The following is an 18,509-nucleotide window of genomic DNA, read 5'->3' on the forward strand; positions in this document are numbered from 1 at the left end:
TACAGGGTGTAAATGAGCATTTTGACCGGGCTGGCGCTCCAGCCGATTTTTAACGCCGCATGGGCGAGCGCAGTACTTTTCAGACAGTGCCTAGTTCAATAACCCGCGTGGCGATCCACGACGCTTATCGGCAGCTGGCCGCCATCCAGCCGCGCCATCGCCTCGGCGACTTCCTGAGCCACCTGGGTCGGTGTCGAATCGCAGGCATCGTGCGGGGTCACGACGATCCTGTCGTGGTGCCAGAAGACGTGGTCGGTGGGCAACGGCTCGATGGCGAAGACATCCAGCGACGCCGCCGAAAGCTGACCGCTATCGAGCGCCGCGAGCAGGTCGGCCTCGACCAGATGTTCGCCACGGCCGACATGGATCAGCACCGCGCCCGAAGGCAGTCGCGAGAACAGCTCGGCATTCAGGATGTCGCGGGTTTCCGGCGTCAGCGGCAGCAGGTTGATCAGAATCTCGCTGCGAGCGGCAAGTCGATCAAGACCGCCGTCACCACTGAAACCCGCCACGCCCTCCGGCAGGTTGCGCCCGCTGCGCGAGTAGATGACGACATCGTAATCCAGCGCCTTGAGCGCGCGTGCCGTGGCACTTCCCATCTTGCCCGCGCCGAGCAGGCCGATACGAATCTCGTGGGCATAGCGCTTGGGCAGGCGTTCCCAATGCGCCAGGCGTTGATGAGCGAGATAGTCGCCGAAGCGGCGGTGGTGCCACAGCACGTGCCAGGTCACGAAGCCGGCCATCATCTGAGCCTGGGAGTCGCCCGCGATGCGCATGAGGGGGACATCGCTGGGCAGACTCGCGCTGGCCAGAATGCCGTTGACGCCCGCCGCGATCGACGAGACCAGACGCAGGTTGGGATAGGGTCGGAAATCCTCGGCGCCCGGATCCCAGGCCAATGCGAAGGTGATCGCCTCGGGATCGGCGACATCCTGGGGCAATGCCAGACGAAACTGCGGCGTCACCTGCTCGAACGCCGCGATGTATTCGGTCATGATCTCCGGAGAGCCCAGCAATACGCCCAGCACTATGCCCTGACTCTGCGTAACTTCGTGCGTTTCGAGCGCGCCGGTAGAAGCGCTAGAGCGCTCGGTATCCATCGTCTTCATTCTCGATCCTTTATCCTGATCTCTTGCCCTCGATCTCTTTTCCTTGATCCAGGAGTCGTTCGGCGACTTAAACGGCAGCGGCCCTGGCCGGCTCGGCGTGATGCGCGCGTCCGGGAATCGCTGCCAGCAGCTCGCGGGTGTAGGCGTGCTGCGGTGACAGGAAGATTTCCGTGGCACTGCCATGCTCGACGATCCTGCCCTTCTGCATCACGATCAACCGGTCGCAGATCTGGGCAGCGACGCGCAGATCGTGAGTAATGAACAGCAGCGACAGCTCGAACTCCTTCTTCAACGTGTCGAGCAGCTTCAGCACCTGGGCCTGGATCGAAACGTCCAGCGCCGAGACGGCTTCGTCGGCCACGATCAATTCGGGGTTGAGAGCGAGCGCCCGGGCGATGCCGATACGCTGGCGCTGGCCGCCAGAAAATTCATGCGGATACCGCTCGGCGGCGCTGGCGTCGAGCCCCACCGTTGCCAGCAGCTCGCGTGCCTGCTTCATCGCCTCGGCCTTGGCCACGCCGTTGGCGATGGGGCCCTGGGCGATCGCCATGCCGACGCGAATGCGCGGGTTGAGCGAGGCGTAAGGGTCCTGAAACACCATCTGGATACGACGGCGGTGCTCACGCAGCTCGCGCCCTTCCAGCGCGCGCAGGTCGACATCGTTGAGCCGGATCTCGCCGCTGTCGGGCGTATTCAGACCCACGATGCAGCGTCCCAGGGTCGACTTGCCCGAGCCCGATTCACCGACGACACCCAGCGTCTCGCCCTTGTCCACGGTGAAATCGATGCCCTCGAGCGCCACCACCTCGCGCTTGGGCTGGAACCAACCGCCGCTGGACCGGTAGACCTTGTCGAGCCCCTTCACCGACAGCAGCGGCTTGGCCTGGGCCTCGTCCCGGCTCGGCGGCACGGCGTCGCCGGGTATCGCCTCGATCAAGGCGCGGGTGTATTCGTGCTGCGGGTTGTCGAGTACCTCGCTAGCGCTGCCCATCTCGACGATCCTGCCTTCGCGCATGACGCAGACACGATCGGCGATCTCGGCCACCACGCCGAAGTCGTGGGTAATGAACATGACCGCCATGCCATGACGCTGCTGGAGATCCTTCACCAGATGCAGAATCTGCGCCTGGGTGGTGACGTCCAGTGCCGTGGTGGGCTCGTCGGCGATCAGCAGCTCCGGCTCGAGCGCCAGCGCCATGGCGATCATCACCCGCTGACGCTGGCCGCCGGAAAGCTCGAACGGATAGGCGCGCAGCGCGGCTTCAGGGTCGGGCAGACGCACCTCCTCGAGCAGCGCCAGCGCTTTCTCCTTGCGCGTTCTGGGCGTCAGCAGCCCGTGCGCCTCGAACACCTCGGCGATCTGCTCGCCGACCCGCATCAGCGGGTTGAGCGCGGTCATCGGCTCCTGGAAGATCATGCCGATGCGCCGGCCACGCAGGGCGCGATGGCTGATCTCGTCCATCGCCAGCAGGTCCTGGCCGTCGAACAGCGCCCGCCCCCGGGAAGCATGCACGCCGGTCGGGAGCAGCCCCATGACGGCATTCGCGGTCATCGACTTGCCGGAACCAGACTCGCCGACGACGCAGAGGATCTCGCCGGCGCTCAGATCGTAGCTGACGTTATCGACGGCGTAGAGCCGATCGGCGCCATCCGGCAGCGTCAGCGCCAGACGGTCGATACGTAGTAATGGCTCACTCATGATCGACTCCAGGGGACAGGGCATTCATCCGCGAACGGCTTCGAAAACGCGGTGCGCGCGCCGCAGGAGAAGCGGCATGACGGGCTGTCGGCGTCAGCGCGACGCCGTGAAAAAGTCGTGCAGTCATGGGTTGCCGTTCCTTAACGTTGCCGCGCCAGTTGAGGGTTCAACGCATCGTCCAGCCCTTCGCCGACCAGATTGAGCGCGAGCACGGTCAGCAGGATCGCCACGCCCGGAATCACCGACAGCCACCATGCCTGACGCATCACCGTGCGCGCGGCGCCAATCATGTAACCCCAGGACATGGTGTCCGGATCGCCCAGGCCGAGAAACGACAGCGACGACTCGAGCAGAATCGCCGTCGCCACCATCAGCGACGCCAACACGATCACCGGTGACAGCGTGTTGGGCAGGATCTGCTTGATGATGATGTCGCGATGGGTCTGGCCGACCAGTCTGGCCGCTTCGACGTATTCGCGATGCTTGATCGACAGGAACTCGCCGCGCACCAGACGCGCCACCGGCGGCCAGCTGACGATGGCGATCGCCAGCACGATCGAGACGGTACTCGGCTCCATGATCGCCACCAGCACGATCGCCAGGGCGAAATTGGGAATGGTCTGGAAGAACTCGGTGAAGCGCATCAGCGCATCGTCGATCTTGCCGCCAAAGTAGCCCGCCAGCGCCCCCAGCGGCACGCCGATGGCAAGCGCCACCACGGTGGAAATCAGCCCGATCAGCAGCGACACCCAGGCGCCGTGGGCGAGCCCGGCGGCGACGTCGCGCCCCATGACATCGGTGCCGAGCCAGAACCCGGAGACTTCACCGGGCGCCAGGAACGGCCGCTGCACCATGCGCCATGGCGAGTCGGGATAGAGGAACGGCGCCAGCAGGGCCAGCAGTACCACCAGCCCCAGAATTACCAGCCCCCCCAAGGCACCACGATTCTGGGCGAAGCGTTTGAAGAAACTCATGCGGCCTCCTTGATGCGTGGATCGGCGAGTCGATAGATCACGTCGGTCAGCATGTTGAACAGGATCACCAGCAGCGCGCAGAAGAAGAAAATCCCGAGCAGCAGGTTGTAGTCACGCTGCATCAGCGCTTCGTACATCAGCCGGCCGATGCCGGGCCAGGCGAAGACGGTCTCGGTGAGTACCGCACCGCCCACCATCTGCCCGGCCTGCAGACCGGCCAGAGTGATGATCGGCAGCAGCGCGTTGCGCAGAATATGGCGACGCTGGATGATGCCGGGCGCCAGCCCCTTGGCACGGGCCGTCTTGACGAAATCCTGCTGCGAGACGCTGAGCATCGAGGTGCGCGTCATGCGGGTGTAGACCGCCATGAAGAACAGCCCCAGCGTCAGCGCCGGCAGGATCAGGTGCACCGCGACGTCACCGGCATGGACCAGCCCGGTATAGCCGGCGCCCACCGTCGAGTAGCCATAGGCCGGCAGCCAGTCGAGCGCTACCGAGAACACCAGTACCGCCATCATCGCCACCCAGTAGAGCGGCGTGGCGTAGAACAGCAGCGACAGTCCCATGATGATCGACCCCGAGGGCCGTTTGGCACGCATCGCCGCCAGCGTGCCGGCCAGGATGCCCAGCGACAGCGAGATCACGAAGGCCGCACCGGTCAGCAGCAGCGTCGCCGGCAACCGGTCCAGAATCAGATCGAGCACCGGCATCTGCTGGCGGTAGGAGTAGCCGAAGTCGAGCTGCAGCACGCCGCTCATGTAGCGCCACAGCTGCACCGGCAGCGGCTGGTCGAGACCGAAGCGCTCGCGCAGATCGTCCAGGAACTGCTGATCGGTGGCGCCGGCCTCGCCGGCCATGACCGCGGCCGGGTCGCCGGGTGCAGCGTGAATCAGGAAGAAATTGAACACCAGGATCGCCAGCAGCACGATGACCGCCTTGATGATGCGACCCAGGATCAGAGAGACATAAGGCATGAATACCACTCCGCAGCGGGACACCGGCAGCCCACGAACCACCGGTGCCGTTCTTACCTATCGCTTAAGGAAGCGCTGAATAAATCGCCGAGCATGATGGAGCGCAAGGCGCCCGGAACGGAGAAGGCGAGACATAACTTGGAGTTAGGCGAGCCTTGACCGGGCTGGCGCACCAGTACCGCGTAACGATGCGATCCGCATGCGCAGGCATTTAGTCATTGCTTCCCGACTGCTCGATCCAGGCGTTCTTGAAGCCGTCGTTGAGGCCGATCCCCGTGGTGATCAGATCATGCACGTTGCAGCGATAGATGGTCGGCTGGGCCAGCTCCATGATCCACGCCAGCGGCACGTCGTCGTGCAGGATCTGCTGCACTTCGTCGTACATCGCCTGACGTTTTTCCGGATCGTTCTCCACCGCCGCGTTGGCGAATAGTTCGTCGACCTTCGGGTTCGCGTAGCCCTCGACGTTGTTCCAGGGCGACCCCTTGGCGATGTTGCTGGAAATGTAGGTGCGCGCGATGCCCAGTGACGGATCGCCATACTGGAAGAGATAGGTAAAGGCGATGTCGTAGTCCCAGTCGCTGATCTTCTGGTTCCAGCCTGCCACGTCGGAAGATTCGGTCTCGACGTTGATGCCCACGTCCTCGAGATTCTGACGCACGGCCTCGCCCCAGCGGGTCCAGGTTTCACCGTAGGGCAGCGGCAGCAGGCGCACCGGCTCGCCGTCGTAGCCCATCTCGTCGAGCAGTTCCTCGGCCTTGTCCGGATCGTAGGGATAAGGTTCGAGATCATCGTCGTGCGAGGCCAGCGTCGAGTTGAACGGACCGCTCGGCACCTTGCCCAGGCCGTTCCATAGCACGTTCCTGGCGAATTCCCGATCGAGGGCGTACATCACCGCCTGGCGGAAACGCTTGTCGGCGGTCGGCCCCTCGCGGTTGTTGAGCCACAGCATGGCGAACGGGTTGAAATATTCGTTCCCCGATTCCGTCATGCAGCTGCCTTCCATCTCGGCAAGACGCGGGATGTCGAAGTTCTCCACCGAACCCGCCGGCATGATATTGAGCGTGCCGTTCTCATAGGCTGCCGCGCGGGACGCCGCATCCGGAATCACGTGCCAGTAGATCTTGTCGAGATAGGGCTTGCCGGCTTCGTAGTAGTCCGGGTTCTTGCCCAGCTCGATCACCGAGCCGCGATCCCACTTGGCGAATTCGAACGGGCCGGTGCCGATAGGATGGTTGTTGGCCGGATTGTTGTAGAAATCGGTGCCTTCGTAGATGTGCTTGGGCACCATTGGCAGCGTGCCGACCTCGAAGGCCTGGATGAAGGCCGGGAACGGCTGCTTGAGGGTAAAGACGACGGTGTTGTCATCCGGTGCCTCGATGCTCTTCACATGGTCGAGAATCGCCCGGGTGCGGGGGTTGGTCTCGCGCAGGAAGACGTCGGCGGAGAACACGACGTCGGCGGACGTGAAGGCCTCGCCGTCGTGCCACTTCACGTCCGGATGGAGGTGGAAAGTGTAAGTCAGGCCGTCATCGCTGATCTCCCACGACTCTGCCAGTTGCGGCATCGGCTCGAGATCGGTGTCGTAGCGCAGCAGGCTTTCGAAGATGTTGCCGGCGACGCGCTGGGTGGGCGCGTTCTGTACCAGCGGCAGCATCAAGCCCGGCGGCTCCGGCTGGATGGCGACATTGGCGACGCCGCCGGCTTGCGGGGTTTCCTGCGCCGAGGCTGGCGCAGCCAGAGTCACCAACAAGGCGGCCGCCGTCAGACGGCCGGTCACGGACGATAGCAGGGTCATGGCAGGTCTCTTGTGTTATTGGATTTGTTGAATCTTCAACCGCTGGCAGAGCGACGATCGGCATCACCGCTCTGCTCGATAATCACAGTGACTGATGGCAGCGCGCGAAGGTCAGGCCGGGGCGCGTAGCCAAGCGAAAATCGGCGAAACGGACCGGGCTAGCGTTCCATTAGATTTTTAACGCCGTATGCCCGAGCGCTTTCTTGTCTCCAATTCGGTTCAGCCCTCGAAATCGGGCTGAATGCGCTTCAACAAGCGCAGGTACGCCTCCCACTCCGGATCGTGATCGACCACGCCGTGATCCGCATCCCACTGCTCGTACTGGCGGGCGGTATGCTCGGCCAGGGCCGGGTCGACCCGGCGGATCTCCATGCCGCTGCCCATCAGGGCGAGCTGCGCCTGGCAACTGCGCTCCAGGTTGTACATGCGCCGGAACGCTTCCCCCACCGTGCGCCCGCACACCAGCATGCCGTGGTTGCGCAGCACCATGATCGGCTTGTCGCCGAGATCGGCCACCAGGCGTTCACGCTCGGCCAGATCCAGCGCGATGCCCTCGTAGTCGTGATAGGCGGTGCGGCCGTGAAACTCCATCGACCATTGATTGAGCGGTAGCAATCCTTCTTCCAGGCAGGAGACCGCGACGCCGGCCACCGAATGGGTATGCAGCACGCAGTGTACGTCCGGGCGCGCGGCATGGATCGCGCTGTGGATGGTGAAGCCGGCCTTGTTGATACCCGCGCTCTCCGGATCGTCGATCAAGTTGCCCTCGAGGTCGATCGTCACCAGATTGGCGGCCGTCACTTCCTCGAAGCGATAGCCGTAAGGGTTGATCAGGAAGTGCTCCTTGCCAGCCTCGGCCCGCGCGGAAATATGCGTGTAGATGCTGTCATCCAGGCCGAAGTGGGCAATCAGGCGGTAGGCAGCCGCCAGGTCACGGCGCGCATCGGATTGCGCTGCGCGCGTCGGGGCATCGGTGGTCATGTCCATTGTCGGTCTTCTCCGGAAGCTTCGGCTTTTTCTCTGTGGCGGCATGTCCGTGCGGTGTATGCGTGGCGATATATCCGTGGCGATATAAATACCGTACGCCCTGAGGGCGTTCGACGGCATCTGCCATGGCGCCATGAACCAGCGTTGCGCTCGTCATCACCACCAGCTTGCCCCTAACCTATCAGGCAATTTCCAAACTGTCGACACTCGACAGTCGACCCTCAGCGCGATTTAAGCGATAGTGCAACGGTCGGTAACCGCCAGCCAAACGAGATGACATGACGACGACCACGCGGGGATTTGCCACCATCCAGCAACGCGATCTGGTCAACCAGATCGCCGACATGCTGACCGAGGCCCTGTTGAAGGGAGACTTCGCGCCGGGTGCGCATCTGGCCGAAGCGCAACTGGCGCGAGACTTCGGCGTCAGCCGAGCGCCGGTTCGCGAGGCGGCCCGCCTGCTGGAGAGCCGCGGCATGCTGGTGTCGCAGCCGCGACGCGGCTTCTTCGTGCGCACCTTCAACGCCGCGGAGCTCGACGACGTCTACGACCTGCGACTGTGCCTCGAGCGTCACGCCATTCGCCTGCTTGCCGGCAAGCTGACCACGGAGATGGAAACGGCGCTCAACGCCCAGCTCGAGACCATGCGCCGGGTCGCCCGGGAAGGCACCGCCGTGCAGCAGATCGAGGAAGATGTCGCTTTTCACCGCATGCTGTGCGAGTTCAGCGGCAATCAGCGGCTGGTGCGGGTATTCGACGAGCTGTGTCACGAGATGCGCTTCTGCATCCTGCTGATCGGCCAGCTCTACGATGACGCCCTGCGCGTCGCCGATACCCACGAGCCGATCATCGAAGCGCTGCGCACGCGGGATCCCGACGCCTGTGAAGCCGCGCTCGACTATCACATCGGCATCGCCCAGCAGCGGGTCGGAGAGATGTTTCGGCAGCGGGAGGGGCTCTGATCAAGCGATCGTCAATCTGGCACCCGGGTCTGGCATTGGCTGCTTGGGGAGGTAGGATGAAGCCTTCTCTCGATCTGGGCTCCCCATCCCATGCCTTCCGCCAAACTCAAGACACTGACCCACTGGGTCTTCGACATGGATGGCACGCTGACCGTCGGCGTGCATGACTTTCCGGCGATCCGGCGCGAACTGGAGATTCCGGATGGCGCCGATATTCTGCATCACCTGGAGACGCTGCCCGCCGCCGAGCACAACGCCAAGCACGCCTGGCTGCTAGAGCACGAACGGGAACTCGCCATGCGTTCCACCGCCGCGACCGGCGCGGTCGAACTGGTTCAGGCGCTCTGCGAGCGCGGCTGCCGCCTCGGCATTCTGACCCGCAACGCCAAGGAGCTGGCGCACATCACGCTGAAAGCGATCGGCCTGGGCGACTGTTTTGCCGCCGACGAGGTGCTCGGTCGCGACGAGGCGCCGCCCAAGCCGCACGCCGGCGGGCTCGATCATTTCATCCGCCGCTGGCAAGTGGCGCCCTCGCAGGTCGTGATGGTGGGCGACAGCCGGCTGGATCTCGAATGTGGTCGGGCCGCCGGTACCCGCACGATTCTGGTCAACGTGGCGGAGAACCGCTGGCCGGCACTCGCCGATTGGCATCATCAGGATTGCCGGCAGCTGCTGGCGCAGCTCTGAACTTCGATTCTTGCGGGGCGTGCGTTACCCAGCGCGCGCTTCTATGTTTTACCGGCTCTTCCTTTACCGGCTCCGTGCCGGCTTGATGACTTTCCCGCCCCGCTCCTTGTCTCGCCTCGTTCTTCTTTTTGCGTCTGTCCTTTGCGTTTGTCGCCGTTGCTCGACTTCACAGCCGAATCAACCAGTGCTATACATCGAAACCAAGGGAACACTGTTTAACCAAGGTATAAGAAGCAATCGTGCTAACGGTTCGCTATCGAAGCAACGCAATAGCGGACGATATCAAATCCGCGGCTCTGCCGCCGTTTCCCTGTCGATCGAGGAAAGTCATATGCCGAGGCTGATGCACCGCCGCTGGATGCTCCTGGCGACCGCCGCGCTGGTTTTGCTGTCGATGTCCGCCAGCGCGCAGGACACCGGGAAAGACGTGAGCCAGGACAAGTTCAAGGCCGTGACCACCTTCACGGTGATCGCGGACATGGCGCAGAACGTGGCCGGGGACGCGGCCATCGTCGAGTCGATCACGCGGCCGGGCGCCGAGATCCACAATTACGCGCCGACCCCGCGCGACATCCTCCGCGCCCAGGATGCGGACATGATCCTGTGGAACGGGCTCGATCTGGAACGCTGGTTCGAACGCTTCTTCCGCAATCTCAGCGATGTCCCGAGCGTCGTCGTGTCTGATGGCATCGAGCCGATCGGCATCGCCGAGGGCCCGTATGACGGCAAGCCCAACCCGCATGCGTGGATGTCGCCGACGAGCGCGTTGGTCTACGTCGACAACATCCGCGATGCATTCGTCGAACACGACCCCGCCCATGCCGCGATCTACCGCAACAACGCCGAGCGCTACAAGCACGAGATCGAAGCCGCCGTCGCGCCCATCCGCGAGTCGCTGGCGCGGATCCCGGAGCAGGATCGCTGGCTGGTGACGAGCGAAGGCGCGTTCTCCTATCTGGCGCGGGATTTCGGCCTGCGCGAACGCTATCTGTGGCCGATCAACGCCGATCAGCAAGGCACGCCACAGCAGGTTCGCGAGGTCATCGATGTGATCCGCGCCAACGACATTCCGGCGATCTTCAGCGAGAGCACCGTCTCCGACAAGCCGGCGCAGCAGGTCGCCCGCGAGACCGGCATTCGTTATGGCGGCGTGCTCTACGTCGACTCGCTCAGCGAACCCGACGGCCCGGTGCCGACCTATATCGACCTGCTGCGCGTCACTTCGGAGACGATCGTGAAAGGCCTGACCCGAGGGGCTTCGTCATGACGAGACATGCCGACACGACGGCCGAGACGACGATCACCAGCCCCGAGCAGACATCCGTCGATCGTGAAAAGGCCGGCGCCGGCATCCGCGTCGCCGATGCCGCCGTGACCTACCGCAACGGCCACACCGCGCTGCGCGATACCAGCTTCGAGATTCCCACCGGCACGATCACCGCGCTGGTGGGCGTGAACGGTTCCGGCAAGTCGACGCTGTTCAAGGCGATCATGGGCTTCGTGCGTCTGGCCCGGGGCGAGATACGCGTGCTGGGCCTGCCAGCGCGCGAAGCACTCAAGCGCAACCTGATCGCCTACGTGCCGCAGTCGGAAGAGGTCGACTGGAACTTCCCGGTGCTGGTAGAGGACGTGGTGATGATGGGGCGCTACGGCCACATGGGGATGCTGCGGATCCCCAAACGCGCCGACCACGAGGCGGTCGCCACCGCGCTGGAACGCGTCAACATGAGCGAGTTCCGCCAGCGCCAGATCGGCGAGCTCTCCGGCGGCCAGAAGAAGCGCGTCTTCCTGGCCCGCGCGCTGGCCCAGGACAGCCGGGTGATCCTGCTCGACGAGCCGTTCACCGGTGTCGACGTCCAGACCGAAGATCAGATCATTCAACTGCTGCGCGAGCTGCGCGCCGAGGGCCGGGTGATGCTGGTCTCGACCCACAATCTCGGCTCGGTGCCGGAGTTCTGCGACCGGACGGTGATGATCAAGGGCACGGTACTCGCCCACGGCCCCACCGACGAGATCTTCACCCAGCGCAACCTGGAACGCGCCTTCGGCGGCGTGCTGCGCCATTTCGTGCTCGATCAGTCCCAGCCGGCCGGCGCGTCCCCCCACGCCGTGGGCGTGTTCACCGACGACGAGCGACCGCTGGTGCTGCAGAACGGCATCGCCGCGCGGCGCCAAGGCGGCGAGGGAGTCCCCCGCTGATGGAAGCCCTGCTCATGCCTTCCGGCCTGCTGCTGGAGCCCTTCGGCTATGGCTACATGCGCAACGCCATGTGGGTGTCGGCGCTGGTCGGTGGCGTCTGCGCGTTTCTCTCCTGCTACCTGATGCTCAAGGGCTGGTCGCTGATCGGCGATGCGCTGTCGCATTCGATCGTGCCCGGCGTCGCCGGCGCCTACATGCTGGGCCTGCCGTTTTCGCTCGGCGCCTTCCTTGCCGGCGGGCTCGCCTCGGCGGCGATGCTGTTTCTCAATCAGCGCAGCAAGCTGAAAGAGGACGTCATCATCGGGCTGATCTTCTCCTCGTTCTTCGGCCTGGGGCTGTTCATGGTCTCGCTGTCGCCGACCTCGGTGAACATCCAGACCATCGTGCTCGGCAACATCCTGGCGATCACGCCCGCCGACACGCTGCAACTGGTGGCGATCGGCGTGGCGTCGCTGGTCATCCTGCTGGCCAAGTGGAAGGATCTGATGGTGACGTTCTTCGACGAGAGCCACGCCCGCTCGATCGGGCTCAACCCCACCGCGCTCAAGATCCTGTTCTTCACCCTGCTGGCGGCATCGACCGTCGCGGCCCTGCAGACGGTAGGCGCCTTTCTGGTGATCTGCATGGTCATCACCCCGGGAGCCACGGCCTACCTGCTGAGCGACCGCTTCCCGCGACTGCTGGTCATCGCGGTGGCGATCGGCACGCTGACCAGCTTCGTTGGCGCCTACGCCAGCTATTTTCTCGACGGCGCCACCGGCGGCATCATCGTCGTACTGCAGACGTTTATCTTCCTGATCGCGTTCGCCTTCGCGCCCAAGCACGGCATGCTGGCGGCAAGACGCCGTGCCGCGGCGTCGCTGGCTCGTGAGCCAACGCGCCAGCCGCTATCGCCAGCGCCTCTATCAGAATCGCAAGCGCCCGACAGGGAGCCGCACTCATGAGCTGGCTCGATACGCTGCTGATGCCGTTCCAGTTCGGCTTCATGGTCAACGCCATGATCATCGCCGTGCTGGTCACCGTGCCGATGGCCCTGCTCTCCTGCTTTTTGGTGCTCAAGGGCTGGTCGCTGATGGGGGATGCCATCTCCCATGCCGTCTTCCCGGGCGTGGTGATTGCCTATCTCGTCGGCATTCCCTACGCCATCGGCGCCTTCATCGCCGGCATGTTCTGCGCCGTCACGACCGGCTTCCTCGAGGAGAACAGCCGGATCAAGCAGGACACGGTGATGGGCATCGTCTACGCCGGCATGTTCGGTGTCGGCCTGGTGCTCTACGTCAAGATCCAGACGACGGTGCATCTCGACCACATCCTGTTCGGCGACATCCTCGGGGTCGCCTGGCGCGATATTGGGGAATCGGCGCTGATCGCCCTGATCACCGTCGGTATCATCGGCCTGAAGTGGAAAGACTTCCTGCTCCACGCCTTCGACCCGACCCAGGCCCGGGCGGTGGGCCTGCGAACCCGGGCACTGCACTACGGCCTGCTCTGCCTGATCTCGCTGACCATCGTCGGCGCCCTGAAAGCCGCCGGGATCATCCTCGCCATCGCACTGCTGATCGCGCCCGGCGCCATCGCCTTCCTGCTGGCCTGTCGCTTCGCCACCATGCTGCTGCTCTCGGTGACACTGTCCGCCATCATCGCCTTTCTCGGCGTCTATCTCTCGTTCTTCATCGACAGCGCACCGGCCCCGACCATCGTGCTGCTGTTCTCGATCGTCTTCGGCATCGCCTTCGTCGTTTCCAGCCGGCGTACGGCGAGAAGGGAGGCGAACGCGGCCGGAGGCTCATGATCGCTTGCTGGCAAATAGCGTCCATTCACGACGACAGCCATGTACCAGACAAGTTACCCCGACATAGCTGCAACCTGAAAAGCCGCTGTGAAAAACAGCGGCACAATGGATCTTTTTGATATTTAAAGCAGAGAGAATGGCTAACTGTGCTTTTTAAGCGTTTCGGAAAAGAGCTCCCCGGAGATAGCCCAGTCATCCATTTTTACATCATTGAAAATGACGTAGACATACTGCGGGTCGACGTTGCCATGCTGAACGATTGCATCGGTCACGGCTTTGGCAATCGCGGCCTTTCCTTCATCACGCCCTTCGAACATCTGGATATTTACGACAGGCATAGCATTCTCTCCAATGGCAAAATCAATGGTCAAACTCAGGGTGAGTAGGACCTTAGACGTGAAGAGGTTTTTGATAAAGGCATTGCTGGGCGACTCAGAGTAGAACGAAACACTACAATCGATTGGCGGGCCTGAACGAGTGCCTTTGCGATCAACATTACCGCTTGTGAAACAAACCGAGCAGACTTCTCTTGGTATTATCAAAACTGGACTTACCGATACATAACCACGCCATGCCGAGCCCAGGATCACGAAGCTCAATCAAACGCATTGGATTGCGCCATCGAGAACAGCTCGTCTATCACGAAGCGAACACCCGGCAATAGATATCGTGAGCGCGGCCATATAATGTTCAATTCGATGGGGGCAGGTTCCAGTTCTGGAAGAATTTTGATCAGCTGCCCCCGGTCGATCTTGGGGCGCAATAGTGGTTCAGGAAACTGAATGATACCTGCGCCCGCAACGCAGGCGTCGACCATGGCATCGCCGTCGCTTATCTGATGAAAAGGGGTAGGCTTGAACCTGATGTCACGTCCGTTGATATCTTTTACCAGCCAGCTTAGCGGCGCCCCTTTCCGCCACGCCATGATCAACCTGTGTGAGTCCAACGCTTCCAGGGTTTCTGGGATGCCATGCTTCTCCAGGTATTCCGGAGCGGCACAGATCGCCAGCCTCTGATGGTTGAGTCTTTTGGCAACTAGGTCGGTACTATCTTTCACGATGCCGTAACGGATAGCCAGGTCGAAGCCGGCATCAACAGGATCGATGATCTGGTCGTTGAATGTGATCGTCAGCTTCAGTTGAGGGTGGTGTTCAGCCATCTGCAGCAGAACGGGCATCAGGATCGAACGTCCGAAAAATGCCGGCACATCGATTCGAACGGTACCGGCGGGTTCAATCGCCTTCGAATGCAACGCCCTTTCCGCGTCTCGAAGGGTTTCCAGGGCAGTCAAACAGCTCGCCAGATAGGCCTCCCCCTCCGTCGTTAAACTGTTTTTCCGCGTGGTTCGGTGAAAAAGCTGCGTCCCCAACCTCTGCTCCAGCTGGGTAATACTCTTTCCGATAGCCGACTTCGTGATGCCCAGCCGCTCTGCAGCTTCTGTAAAGCTTTGGCTATCTGCCGCAGTGACGAAATGCACGATACCGCGGAAAGAGTCGGGAGAAGGTAGGTCTTGCATCTATGAGCTCTCTGCAGGGTGGCGAGCGCCGCCTGTCCGCGGCACTCGACGACACCATCATGGCAGGAGGCTCGCACGCATGACAGCCCCTCACGACGACACCCTGCTCGAACGCCGCCTACGCCTGCTCGGCGCCTCCTATCGGCTGTTCTACGACGAGCCGTTCCATCCGGTACGCGGTGACGGCGTGTGGCTCTTCGATCGCCATGGCGCGCGCTGGCGGATTCGCTCGCGGGATGAGACACGTCCCGCTAGGCTGATCGAGAAGTCGGCGGGCTGCCACCCGGCCCGCCACAGCCCGTCTCAACGCGAGGAACCAGAGATGCCCAACGACGCCCCCGTGGTCATGGTCAGCGGTGCCAATCGCGGCATCGGTGCCGCCATTGCCGAGACCCTTCACGCCGCCGGCTGGCGTGTCAGCCTCGGCTGCCGGACGGAGCCCGCCGAACGCCCGGAGCGCAATGACTGGCTGGTCTGCCACTACGATGCGCTGGATTCTCAGAGCGCCCGATCCTGGGTCGAGGAGACGGTACGCGTGTTCGGCGGTATCGATGCGCTGGTCAACAACGCCGGCATTCTCAGCCGCGCCTCGGTGCTGGAAGCGGACAGCGACGAATTCGACCGGGTCATGGCGGTCAACGCCAAGGCGCCGATGCTACTGACGCAGCAGGCCTGGCCCCACCTCGTCGCCGCCGAACGCGGCAAGGTGGTGTCGATCGTGTCGCTCTCGGGCAAGCGGGTGCGCTCGGCGGGGTCGGGGCTCTACGCCATGAGCAAGTTCGCGGCACAGGCGTTCGTCCACGGCCTGCGTCACTGCAGTGCGGAGACGCGTGTGCGCGCCACCGCGATCTGCCCCGGTTTCGTCGCCACCGACATGGCCGCTGGCGCCGATATCGATGCCGAGGAGGTCACCCAGCCCGAGGATGTCGCACGCATCGTTCGCCTGCTGCTGGAACTGCCACCATCGGCCAGCATCGCCGAAGTGCCGGTCAACTGGCGGATCGAGGACACGGTCTAGCGTTCGAGAGCGGAAAGCATTGAACGGTGAGGCGGACCGAGAGAAAGGGCGCCAAACAACATCGCATCCGAATACATCACGCCCCGTATCGCAGCAGCGATACGGGGCGTGGTCGATGCGATCAGCGCGGCGCTCGAAGGCGTTGTTACCGGCTCATTCGAACAGCTGCTTGAGCGTATGCGGCTGGCTGCGCAGATACTGCTTCGGCGCGTGGACGCTGGCGCCGAGCCTGGCGGCGGCGTGCCACGGCCAGCGCGGATCGTAGAGCATGCCGCGTGCCAAGGCGACGGCGTCCGCCTCGCCGCTGAAGACGATACCTTCGGCCTGCTCCGGCTCGGTAATCAATCCCACCGCGATCACCGGCATGGCGACTTCCTGCTTCATGCGGCGCGCGAACGGTACCTGATAGCTGGGGCCGACATCGAGCGCCTGGCGCGGATCGAGACCACCGCCGGAGCAATCGATGAAGCTGCAGCCACGGGCATCGAGCGCACGAGCCAGTACGACACTCTCCTCCAGATCCCAGCCGCCTTCGACCCAGTCGCTGCCGGAGATGCGAATGCCCACCGGCTTCTCGCTCGGGAAGACCTCGCGAACGGCATCGAAGATCTCGAGAATCAACCGCATGCGGTTTTCGAGGCTGCCGCCGTACTGGTCGTCTCGCTGGTTGGAGATCGGCGACAGGAACTCGTGCAGCAGATAGCCGTGGGCGGCGTGCAGCTCGATCAGTTCGAAGCCGAGACGGTCGGCGCGCCTGGCCGCGGCAACGAAGTCTGCCTTGAGCCGTTCGATGTCGTCGAGGCTCATCGCCTGCGGCGGACGCTGATCGTCCTGATACGCAACCCCGGACGGTGCCACGGTCTGCCAGCCGCCCTCCTCGAGCCCCAGTTGCGCACCGCCTTCCCACGGTGCCTGGCAGGAGGCCTTGCGGCCGGCGTGGCCGAGCTGGATGCCGATCGGCATCGGCGAGTGGGCACGCACGGACTCGAGCATGCGCGCCATCGCCTGTTCATTGTCGTCCGAATAGAGCCCCACGTCGCCCGGCGTGATCCGCCCTTCCGCCGCGACCGCCGACGCCTCAATCACCAGCAGCCCGGCGCCGGAGAGCGCCAGGTTTCCGAGGTGAATGGTATGCCAGCCGGTCATGTTGCCATGCGTATCGGCGGAGTACTGACACATTGGCGAAATGATGATGCGATTGGAAAGTTCCAGCTCGCCGAGCGTAAGCGGCGTGAAAAGCTTGGGGGATGCCATGAACGCGTTCCTGAGATGAATGATGGCAAAAATGTAGCTGGCTAATAATTGTTTGGCAATGCCTCCCCAGCCGGCAGCCGCGAGAAAATGTCCCGCAGATTCGAGCGGGACCGGCTATTGCCGCCGCCAGGCGGGCCGGAGCAGCAAGGAGCGGGTATCTCAGCCGCGGCCGGCGATGGCGGCGGCCGGCGCGGCTCCCGGATCCTTTTGGGCTTCGAGGTCGTGCAGGGTGGAGGCAACGTGGGCGATGGCACTGACGACGTCGTTGGCCCCGGCGCGAATTCTGTCGATGGCATTGCCCGCTTCCCCCGCCATGCGGACGCCGTTTTCCACGCTGCCCAGACAGGCCTGCATGCCGCCGCTCACCTCCTGGGTGAGGTTGCGCAGGCTGGCGATAGTGGCGGCAATGTCGCGGGTGGCTTGCGAGGTGCGTATCGACAGCTGGCGTACTTCGTGGGACACCACCGCGAAACCCCGACCGTGTTCACCGGCGCGGGCCGCCTCGATGGCAGCGTTGAGCGCCAGCAGGTTGGTCTGCTCGGCGATGTCGCGAATGCTTTCGATCACCGCATTGATGTCGATCGAGCGCTGCGCCAGGGTGTCGAGCTGCTGCGACGTGGTCGCGACCTGACTGGCGATACGACGAATTTCAGTGATGGTCTCGTTGATGATGCGCGAGCCGTCGTTGGCGGAAGTTTCCGTATTCGACGAGATGCGATAGGCCATCCGGGTGCTTTCGTTTTCACGTGTCACGCGGTCGGTGATGTCGGTGGCGAACTTGACCACCTTGTAGAGCCGCCCCTCGACGTCGAAGACCGGGTTGTAGCTCGCTTCGAGCCACAGCGTCCGGCCTTGCTTGTCGAGCCGCTTGAATTGCCCCGTCATGAATTCGCCAGCGTTCAGATGAGCCCAGAAATCGTGGTACTCCTGGCCTGCGGCATAGTCGCGCTCGCAGAAGATCCGATGATGCCTCCCCTGGATTTCGTCGAGTGCATAGCCCACCGTGCCCAGGAAATTGGCGTTGGCGGTGAGGATGTACCCGTCGGGGGTGAACTCGATGATTGCCATGGACCGGTCGATGGCACTGAGCCGGCTGTGCATGTCCTGCTCGTCACGTACCCGCGCGGTAATGTCGATCGCCGTCTTGACCACCCGGATGATCTTGCCGTGTCGATCGATGACCGGGTTGTACGAGGCTTCCAGCCAGAGAACATGGCCGTCGCAAGTCAGGCGTTTGAAGCGTCCGGCAATGAACTCGCCCTGGCGCAGCCGCTCCCAGAAGGTTACGTATTCTTGGCTCGCGACGAGTTCAGGCGCGCAGAGTCGACGATGGTGCTGGCCGATCAGGTCATCGGCACGATAGCCGGTGATATCGAGAAAGTTGGCGTTGGCGGAAAGGATGGTGCCATCGAGAGAGAATTCGATAACGGCCATGGCGCGATGAATCGCGTCAAGCACGGCTTCATGGTGGTGCGGCGAACGAAATAGGGCCATGCCTGCGTTCCTTTTTACGGTTCGCCGAACTCTTTGCGAGTCTTTG

Annotated in this window: 17 protein-coding genes; 7 read left to right on the top strand and 10 right to left on the bottom strand. The window is 63.2% G+C overall.

The window, feature by feature from the left end; genetic code table 11:
• Positions 1-95: 95 nt before the first annotated feature.
• From CCD76_RS05605 to CCD76_RS05630, 6 genes are all read right to left on the bottom strand, one after another.
• On the bottom strand, positions 96-1,109 hold the full coding sequence (locus tag CCD76_RS05605) for a 2-hydroxyacid dehydrogenase (RefSeq protein WP_256961127.1): 1,014 nt from the start codon (positions 1,107-1,109) through the stop codon (positions 96-98).
• A gap of 67 nt (positions 1,110-1,176) precedes the next feature.
• Positions 1,177-2,808: an ABC transporter ATP-binding protein gene (locus CCD76_RS05610; RefSeq protein ID WP_087718551.1), complete on the bottom strand. Its 1,632-nt coding sequence runs from the start codon at positions 2,806-2,808 to the stop codon at positions 1,177-1,179.
• A 140-nt stretch (positions 2,809-2,948) separates the two neighbouring features.
• Positions 2,949-3,782 carry an ABC transporter permease gene (locus CCD76_RS05615; RefSeq protein WP_087718552.1) on the bottom strand — a complete coding sequence of 278 codons (834 nt, stop codon included), beginning with the start codon at positions 3,780-3,782 and terminating at the stop codon, positions 2,949-2,951.
• Positions 3,779-4,756, bottom strand: coding sequence for an ABC transporter permease (locus CCD76_RS05620; protein ID WP_087718553.1), 978 nt, complete (start codon positions 4,754-4,756; stop codon positions 3,779-3,781). The genes CCD76_RS05615 and CCD76_RS05620 overlap by 4 nt, the downstream gene beginning before the upstream one ends.
• A 211-nt stretch (positions 4,757-4,967) precedes the next feature.
• Complete coding sequence (locus CCD76_RS05625) at positions 4,968-6,554, bottom strand: ABC transporter substrate-binding protein (RefSeq protein ID WP_087718554.1); 1,587 nt, start codon at positions 6,552-6,554, stop codon at positions 4,968-4,970.
• Positions 6,555-6,773: 219 nt separating this feature from the next.
• Positions 6,774-7,541 (bottom strand): class II aldolase/adducin family protein, encoded by a 768-nt coding sequence (locus CCD76_RS05630; protein ID WP_179208861.1) that lies wholly within the window; start codon positions 7,539-7,541, stop codon positions 6,774-6,776.
• Positions 7,542-7,819: 278 nt separating this feature from the next.
• On the opposite strand from CCD76_RS05630, the gene CCD76_RS05635 reads away from it, so the two are divergent.
• The 6 genes from CCD76_RS05635 to CCD76_RS05660 all read left to right on the top strand — a co-directional run bounded on the left by CCD76_RS05635 (position 7,820) and on the right by CCD76_RS05660 (position 13,181).
• Positions 7,820-8,503: a GntR family transcriptional regulator gene (locus CCD76_RS05635; protein WP_087718555.1), complete on the top strand. Its 684-nt coding sequence runs from the start codon at positions 7,820-7,822 to the stop codon at positions 8,501-8,503.
• A gap of 90 nt (positions 8,504-8,593) precedes the next feature.
• Positions 8,594-9,190: an HAD family hydrolase gene (locus CCD76_RS05640; RefSeq protein WP_087718556.1), complete on the top strand. Its 597-nt coding sequence runs from the start codon at positions 8,594-8,596 to the stop codon at positions 9,188-9,190.
• A gap of 331 nt (positions 9,191-9,521) precedes the next feature.
• Positions 9,522-10,457, top strand: a complete 936-nt coding sequence (locus tag CCD76_RS05645) for a metal ABC transporter substrate-binding protein (protein WP_218776973.1) — start codon at positions 9,522-9,524, stop codon at positions 10,455-10,457.
• The gene (locus CCD76_RS05650; protein WP_087718557.1) at positions 10,454-11,389 is read left to right on the top strand and encodes a manganese/iron ABC transporter ATP-binding protein; all 936 of its coding nucleotides are present in this window, start codon (positions 10,454-10,456) and stop codon (positions 11,387-11,389) included. Before CCD76_RS05645 ends, CCD76_RS05650 begins: the two co-directional genes overlap by 4 nt.
• Positions 11,389-12,333 carry a metal ABC transporter permease gene (locus CCD76_RS05655; protein WP_306298793.1) on the top strand — a complete coding sequence of 315 codons (945 nt, stop codon included), beginning with the start codon at positions 11,389-11,391 and terminating at the stop codon, positions 12,331-12,333. Before CCD76_RS05650 ends, CCD76_RS05655 begins: the two co-directional genes overlap by 1 nt.
• Entirely contained in the window at positions 12,330-13,181 is an 852-nt protein-coding gene (locus CCD76_RS05660; RefSeq protein ID WP_087718558.1) for a metal ABC transporter permease, read from the top strand. The genes CCD76_RS05655 and CCD76_RS05660 overlap by 4 nt, the downstream gene beginning before the upstream one ends.
• 140 nt (positions 13,182-13,321) lie before the next feature.
• On the opposite strand, the gene CCD76_RS20160 is transcribed toward CCD76_RS05660, so the two are convergent.
• Together CCD76_RS20160 and CCD76_RS05670 are read right to left on the bottom strand one after the other, a co-directional pair.
• Positions 13,322-13,771: a tautomerase family protein gene (locus CCD76_RS20160; RefSeq protein WP_256961159.1), complete on the bottom strand. Its 450-nt coding sequence runs from the start codon at positions 13,769-13,771 to the stop codon at positions 13,322-13,324.
• Between the two features lie 5 nt (positions 13,772-13,776).
• Complete coding sequence (locus CCD76_RS05670; RefSeq protein WP_087718560.1) at positions 13,777-14,697, bottom strand: LysR family transcriptional regulator; 921 nt, start codon at positions 14,695-14,697, stop codon at positions 13,777-13,779.
• A 79-nt stretch (positions 14,698-14,776) separates the two neighbouring features.
• Here CCD76_RS05670 and CCD76_RS05675 point away from each other — a divergent pair, with 79 nt between their 5' ends.
• On the top strand, positions 14,777-15,715 hold the full coding sequence (locus CCD76_RS05675) for an SDR family NAD(P)-dependent oxidoreductase (protein ID WP_256961128.1): 939 nt from the start codon (positions 14,777-14,779) through the stop codon (positions 15,713-15,715).
• A 153-nt stretch (positions 15,716-15,868) separates the two neighbouring features.
• Here the strand turns inward: CCD76_RS05675 and CCD76_RS05680 are convergent, their stop codons facing one another.
• Both CCD76_RS05680 and CCD76_RS20575 read right to left on the bottom strand, forming a co-directional pair.
• A complete protein-coding gene (locus CCD76_RS05680) occupies positions 15,869-16,969 on the bottom strand; it encodes an NADH:flavin oxidoreductase/NADH oxidase (RefSeq protein ID WP_087718561.1) in 1,101 nt (366 codons plus the stop codon).
• 159 nt (positions 16,970-17,128) lie between these two features.
• Complete coding sequence (locus CCD76_RS20575) at positions 17,129-18,463, bottom strand: methyl-accepting chemotaxis protein (protein WP_087718562.1); 1,335 nt, start codon at positions 18,461-18,463, stop codon at positions 17,129-17,131.
• Positions 18,464-18,509 lie beyond the last annotated feature (46 nt).

This window comes from Salinicola salarius (assembly GCF_002179555.1).
Lineage (GTDB): Bacteria > Pseudomonadota > Gammaproteobacteria > Pseudomonadales > Halomonadaceae > Salinicola > Salinicola salarius_A.

Bases quoted from the DNA above. Each gene is read 5' to 3' on its own strand.
- CCD76_RS05605 (WP_256961127.1), bottom strand. From the start codon at position 1,109: ATGAAGACGATGGATACCGAGCGCTCTAGCGCTTCTACCGGCGCGCTC.
- CCD76_RS05610 (WP_087718551.1), bottom strand. From the start codon at position 2,808: ATGAGTGAGCCATTACTACGTATCGACCGTCTGGCGCTGACGCTGCCG.
- CCD76_RS05615 (WP_087718552.1), bottom strand. From the start codon at position 3,782: ATGAGTTTCTTCAAACGCTTCGCCCAGAATCGTGGTGCCTTGGGGGGG.
- CCD76_RS05620 (WP_087718553.1), bottom strand. From the start codon at position 4,756: ATGCCTTATGTCTCTCTGATCCTGGGTCGCATCATCAAGGCGGTCATC.
- CCD76_RS05625 (WP_087718554.1), bottom strand. From the start codon at position 6,554: ATGACCCTGCTATCGTCCGTGACCGGCCGTCTGACGGCGGCCGCCTTG.
- CCD76_RS05630 (WP_179208861.1), bottom strand. From the start codon at position 7,541: ATGGACATGACCACCGATGCCCCGACGCGCGCAGCGCAATCCGATGCG.
- CCD76_RS05635 (WP_087718555.1), top strand. From the start codon at position 7,820: ATGACGACGACCACGCGGGGATTTGCCACCATCCAGCAACGCGATCTG.
- CCD76_RS05640 (WP_087718556.1), top strand. From the start codon at position 8,594: ATGCCTTCCGCCAAACTCAAGACACTGACCCACTGGGTCTTCGACATG.
- CCD76_RS05645 (WP_218776973.1), top strand. From the start codon at position 9,522: ATGCCGAGGCTGATGCACCGCCGCTGGATGCTCCTGGCGACCGCCGCG.
- CCD76_RS05650 (WP_087718557.1), top strand. From the start codon at position 10,454: ATGACGAGACATGCCGACACGACGGCCGAGACGACGATCACCAGCCCC.
- CCD76_RS05655 (WP_306298793.1), top strand. From the start codon at position 11,389: ATGGAAGCCCTGCTCATGCCTTCCGGCCTGCTGCTGGAGCCCTTCGGC.
- CCD76_RS05660 (WP_087718558.1), top strand. From the start codon at position 12,330: ATGAGCTGGCTCGATACGCTGCTGATGCCGTTCCAGTTCGGCTTCATG.
- CCD76_RS05670 (WP_087718560.1), bottom strand. From the start codon at position 14,697: ATGCAAGACCTACCTTCTCCCGACTCTTTCCGCGGTATCGTGCATTTC.
- CCD76_RS05675 (WP_256961128.1), top strand. From the start codon at position 14,777: ATGACAGCCCCTCACGACGACACCCTGCTCGAACGCCGCCTACGCCTG.
- CCD76_RS05680 (WP_087718561.1), bottom strand. From the start codon at position 16,969: ATGGCATCCCCCAAGCTTTTCACGCCGCTTACGCTCGGCGAGCTGGAA.
- CCD76_RS20575 (WP_087718562.1), bottom strand. From the start codon at position 18,463: ATGGCCCTATTTCGTTCGCCGCACCACCATGAAGCCGTGCTTGACGCG.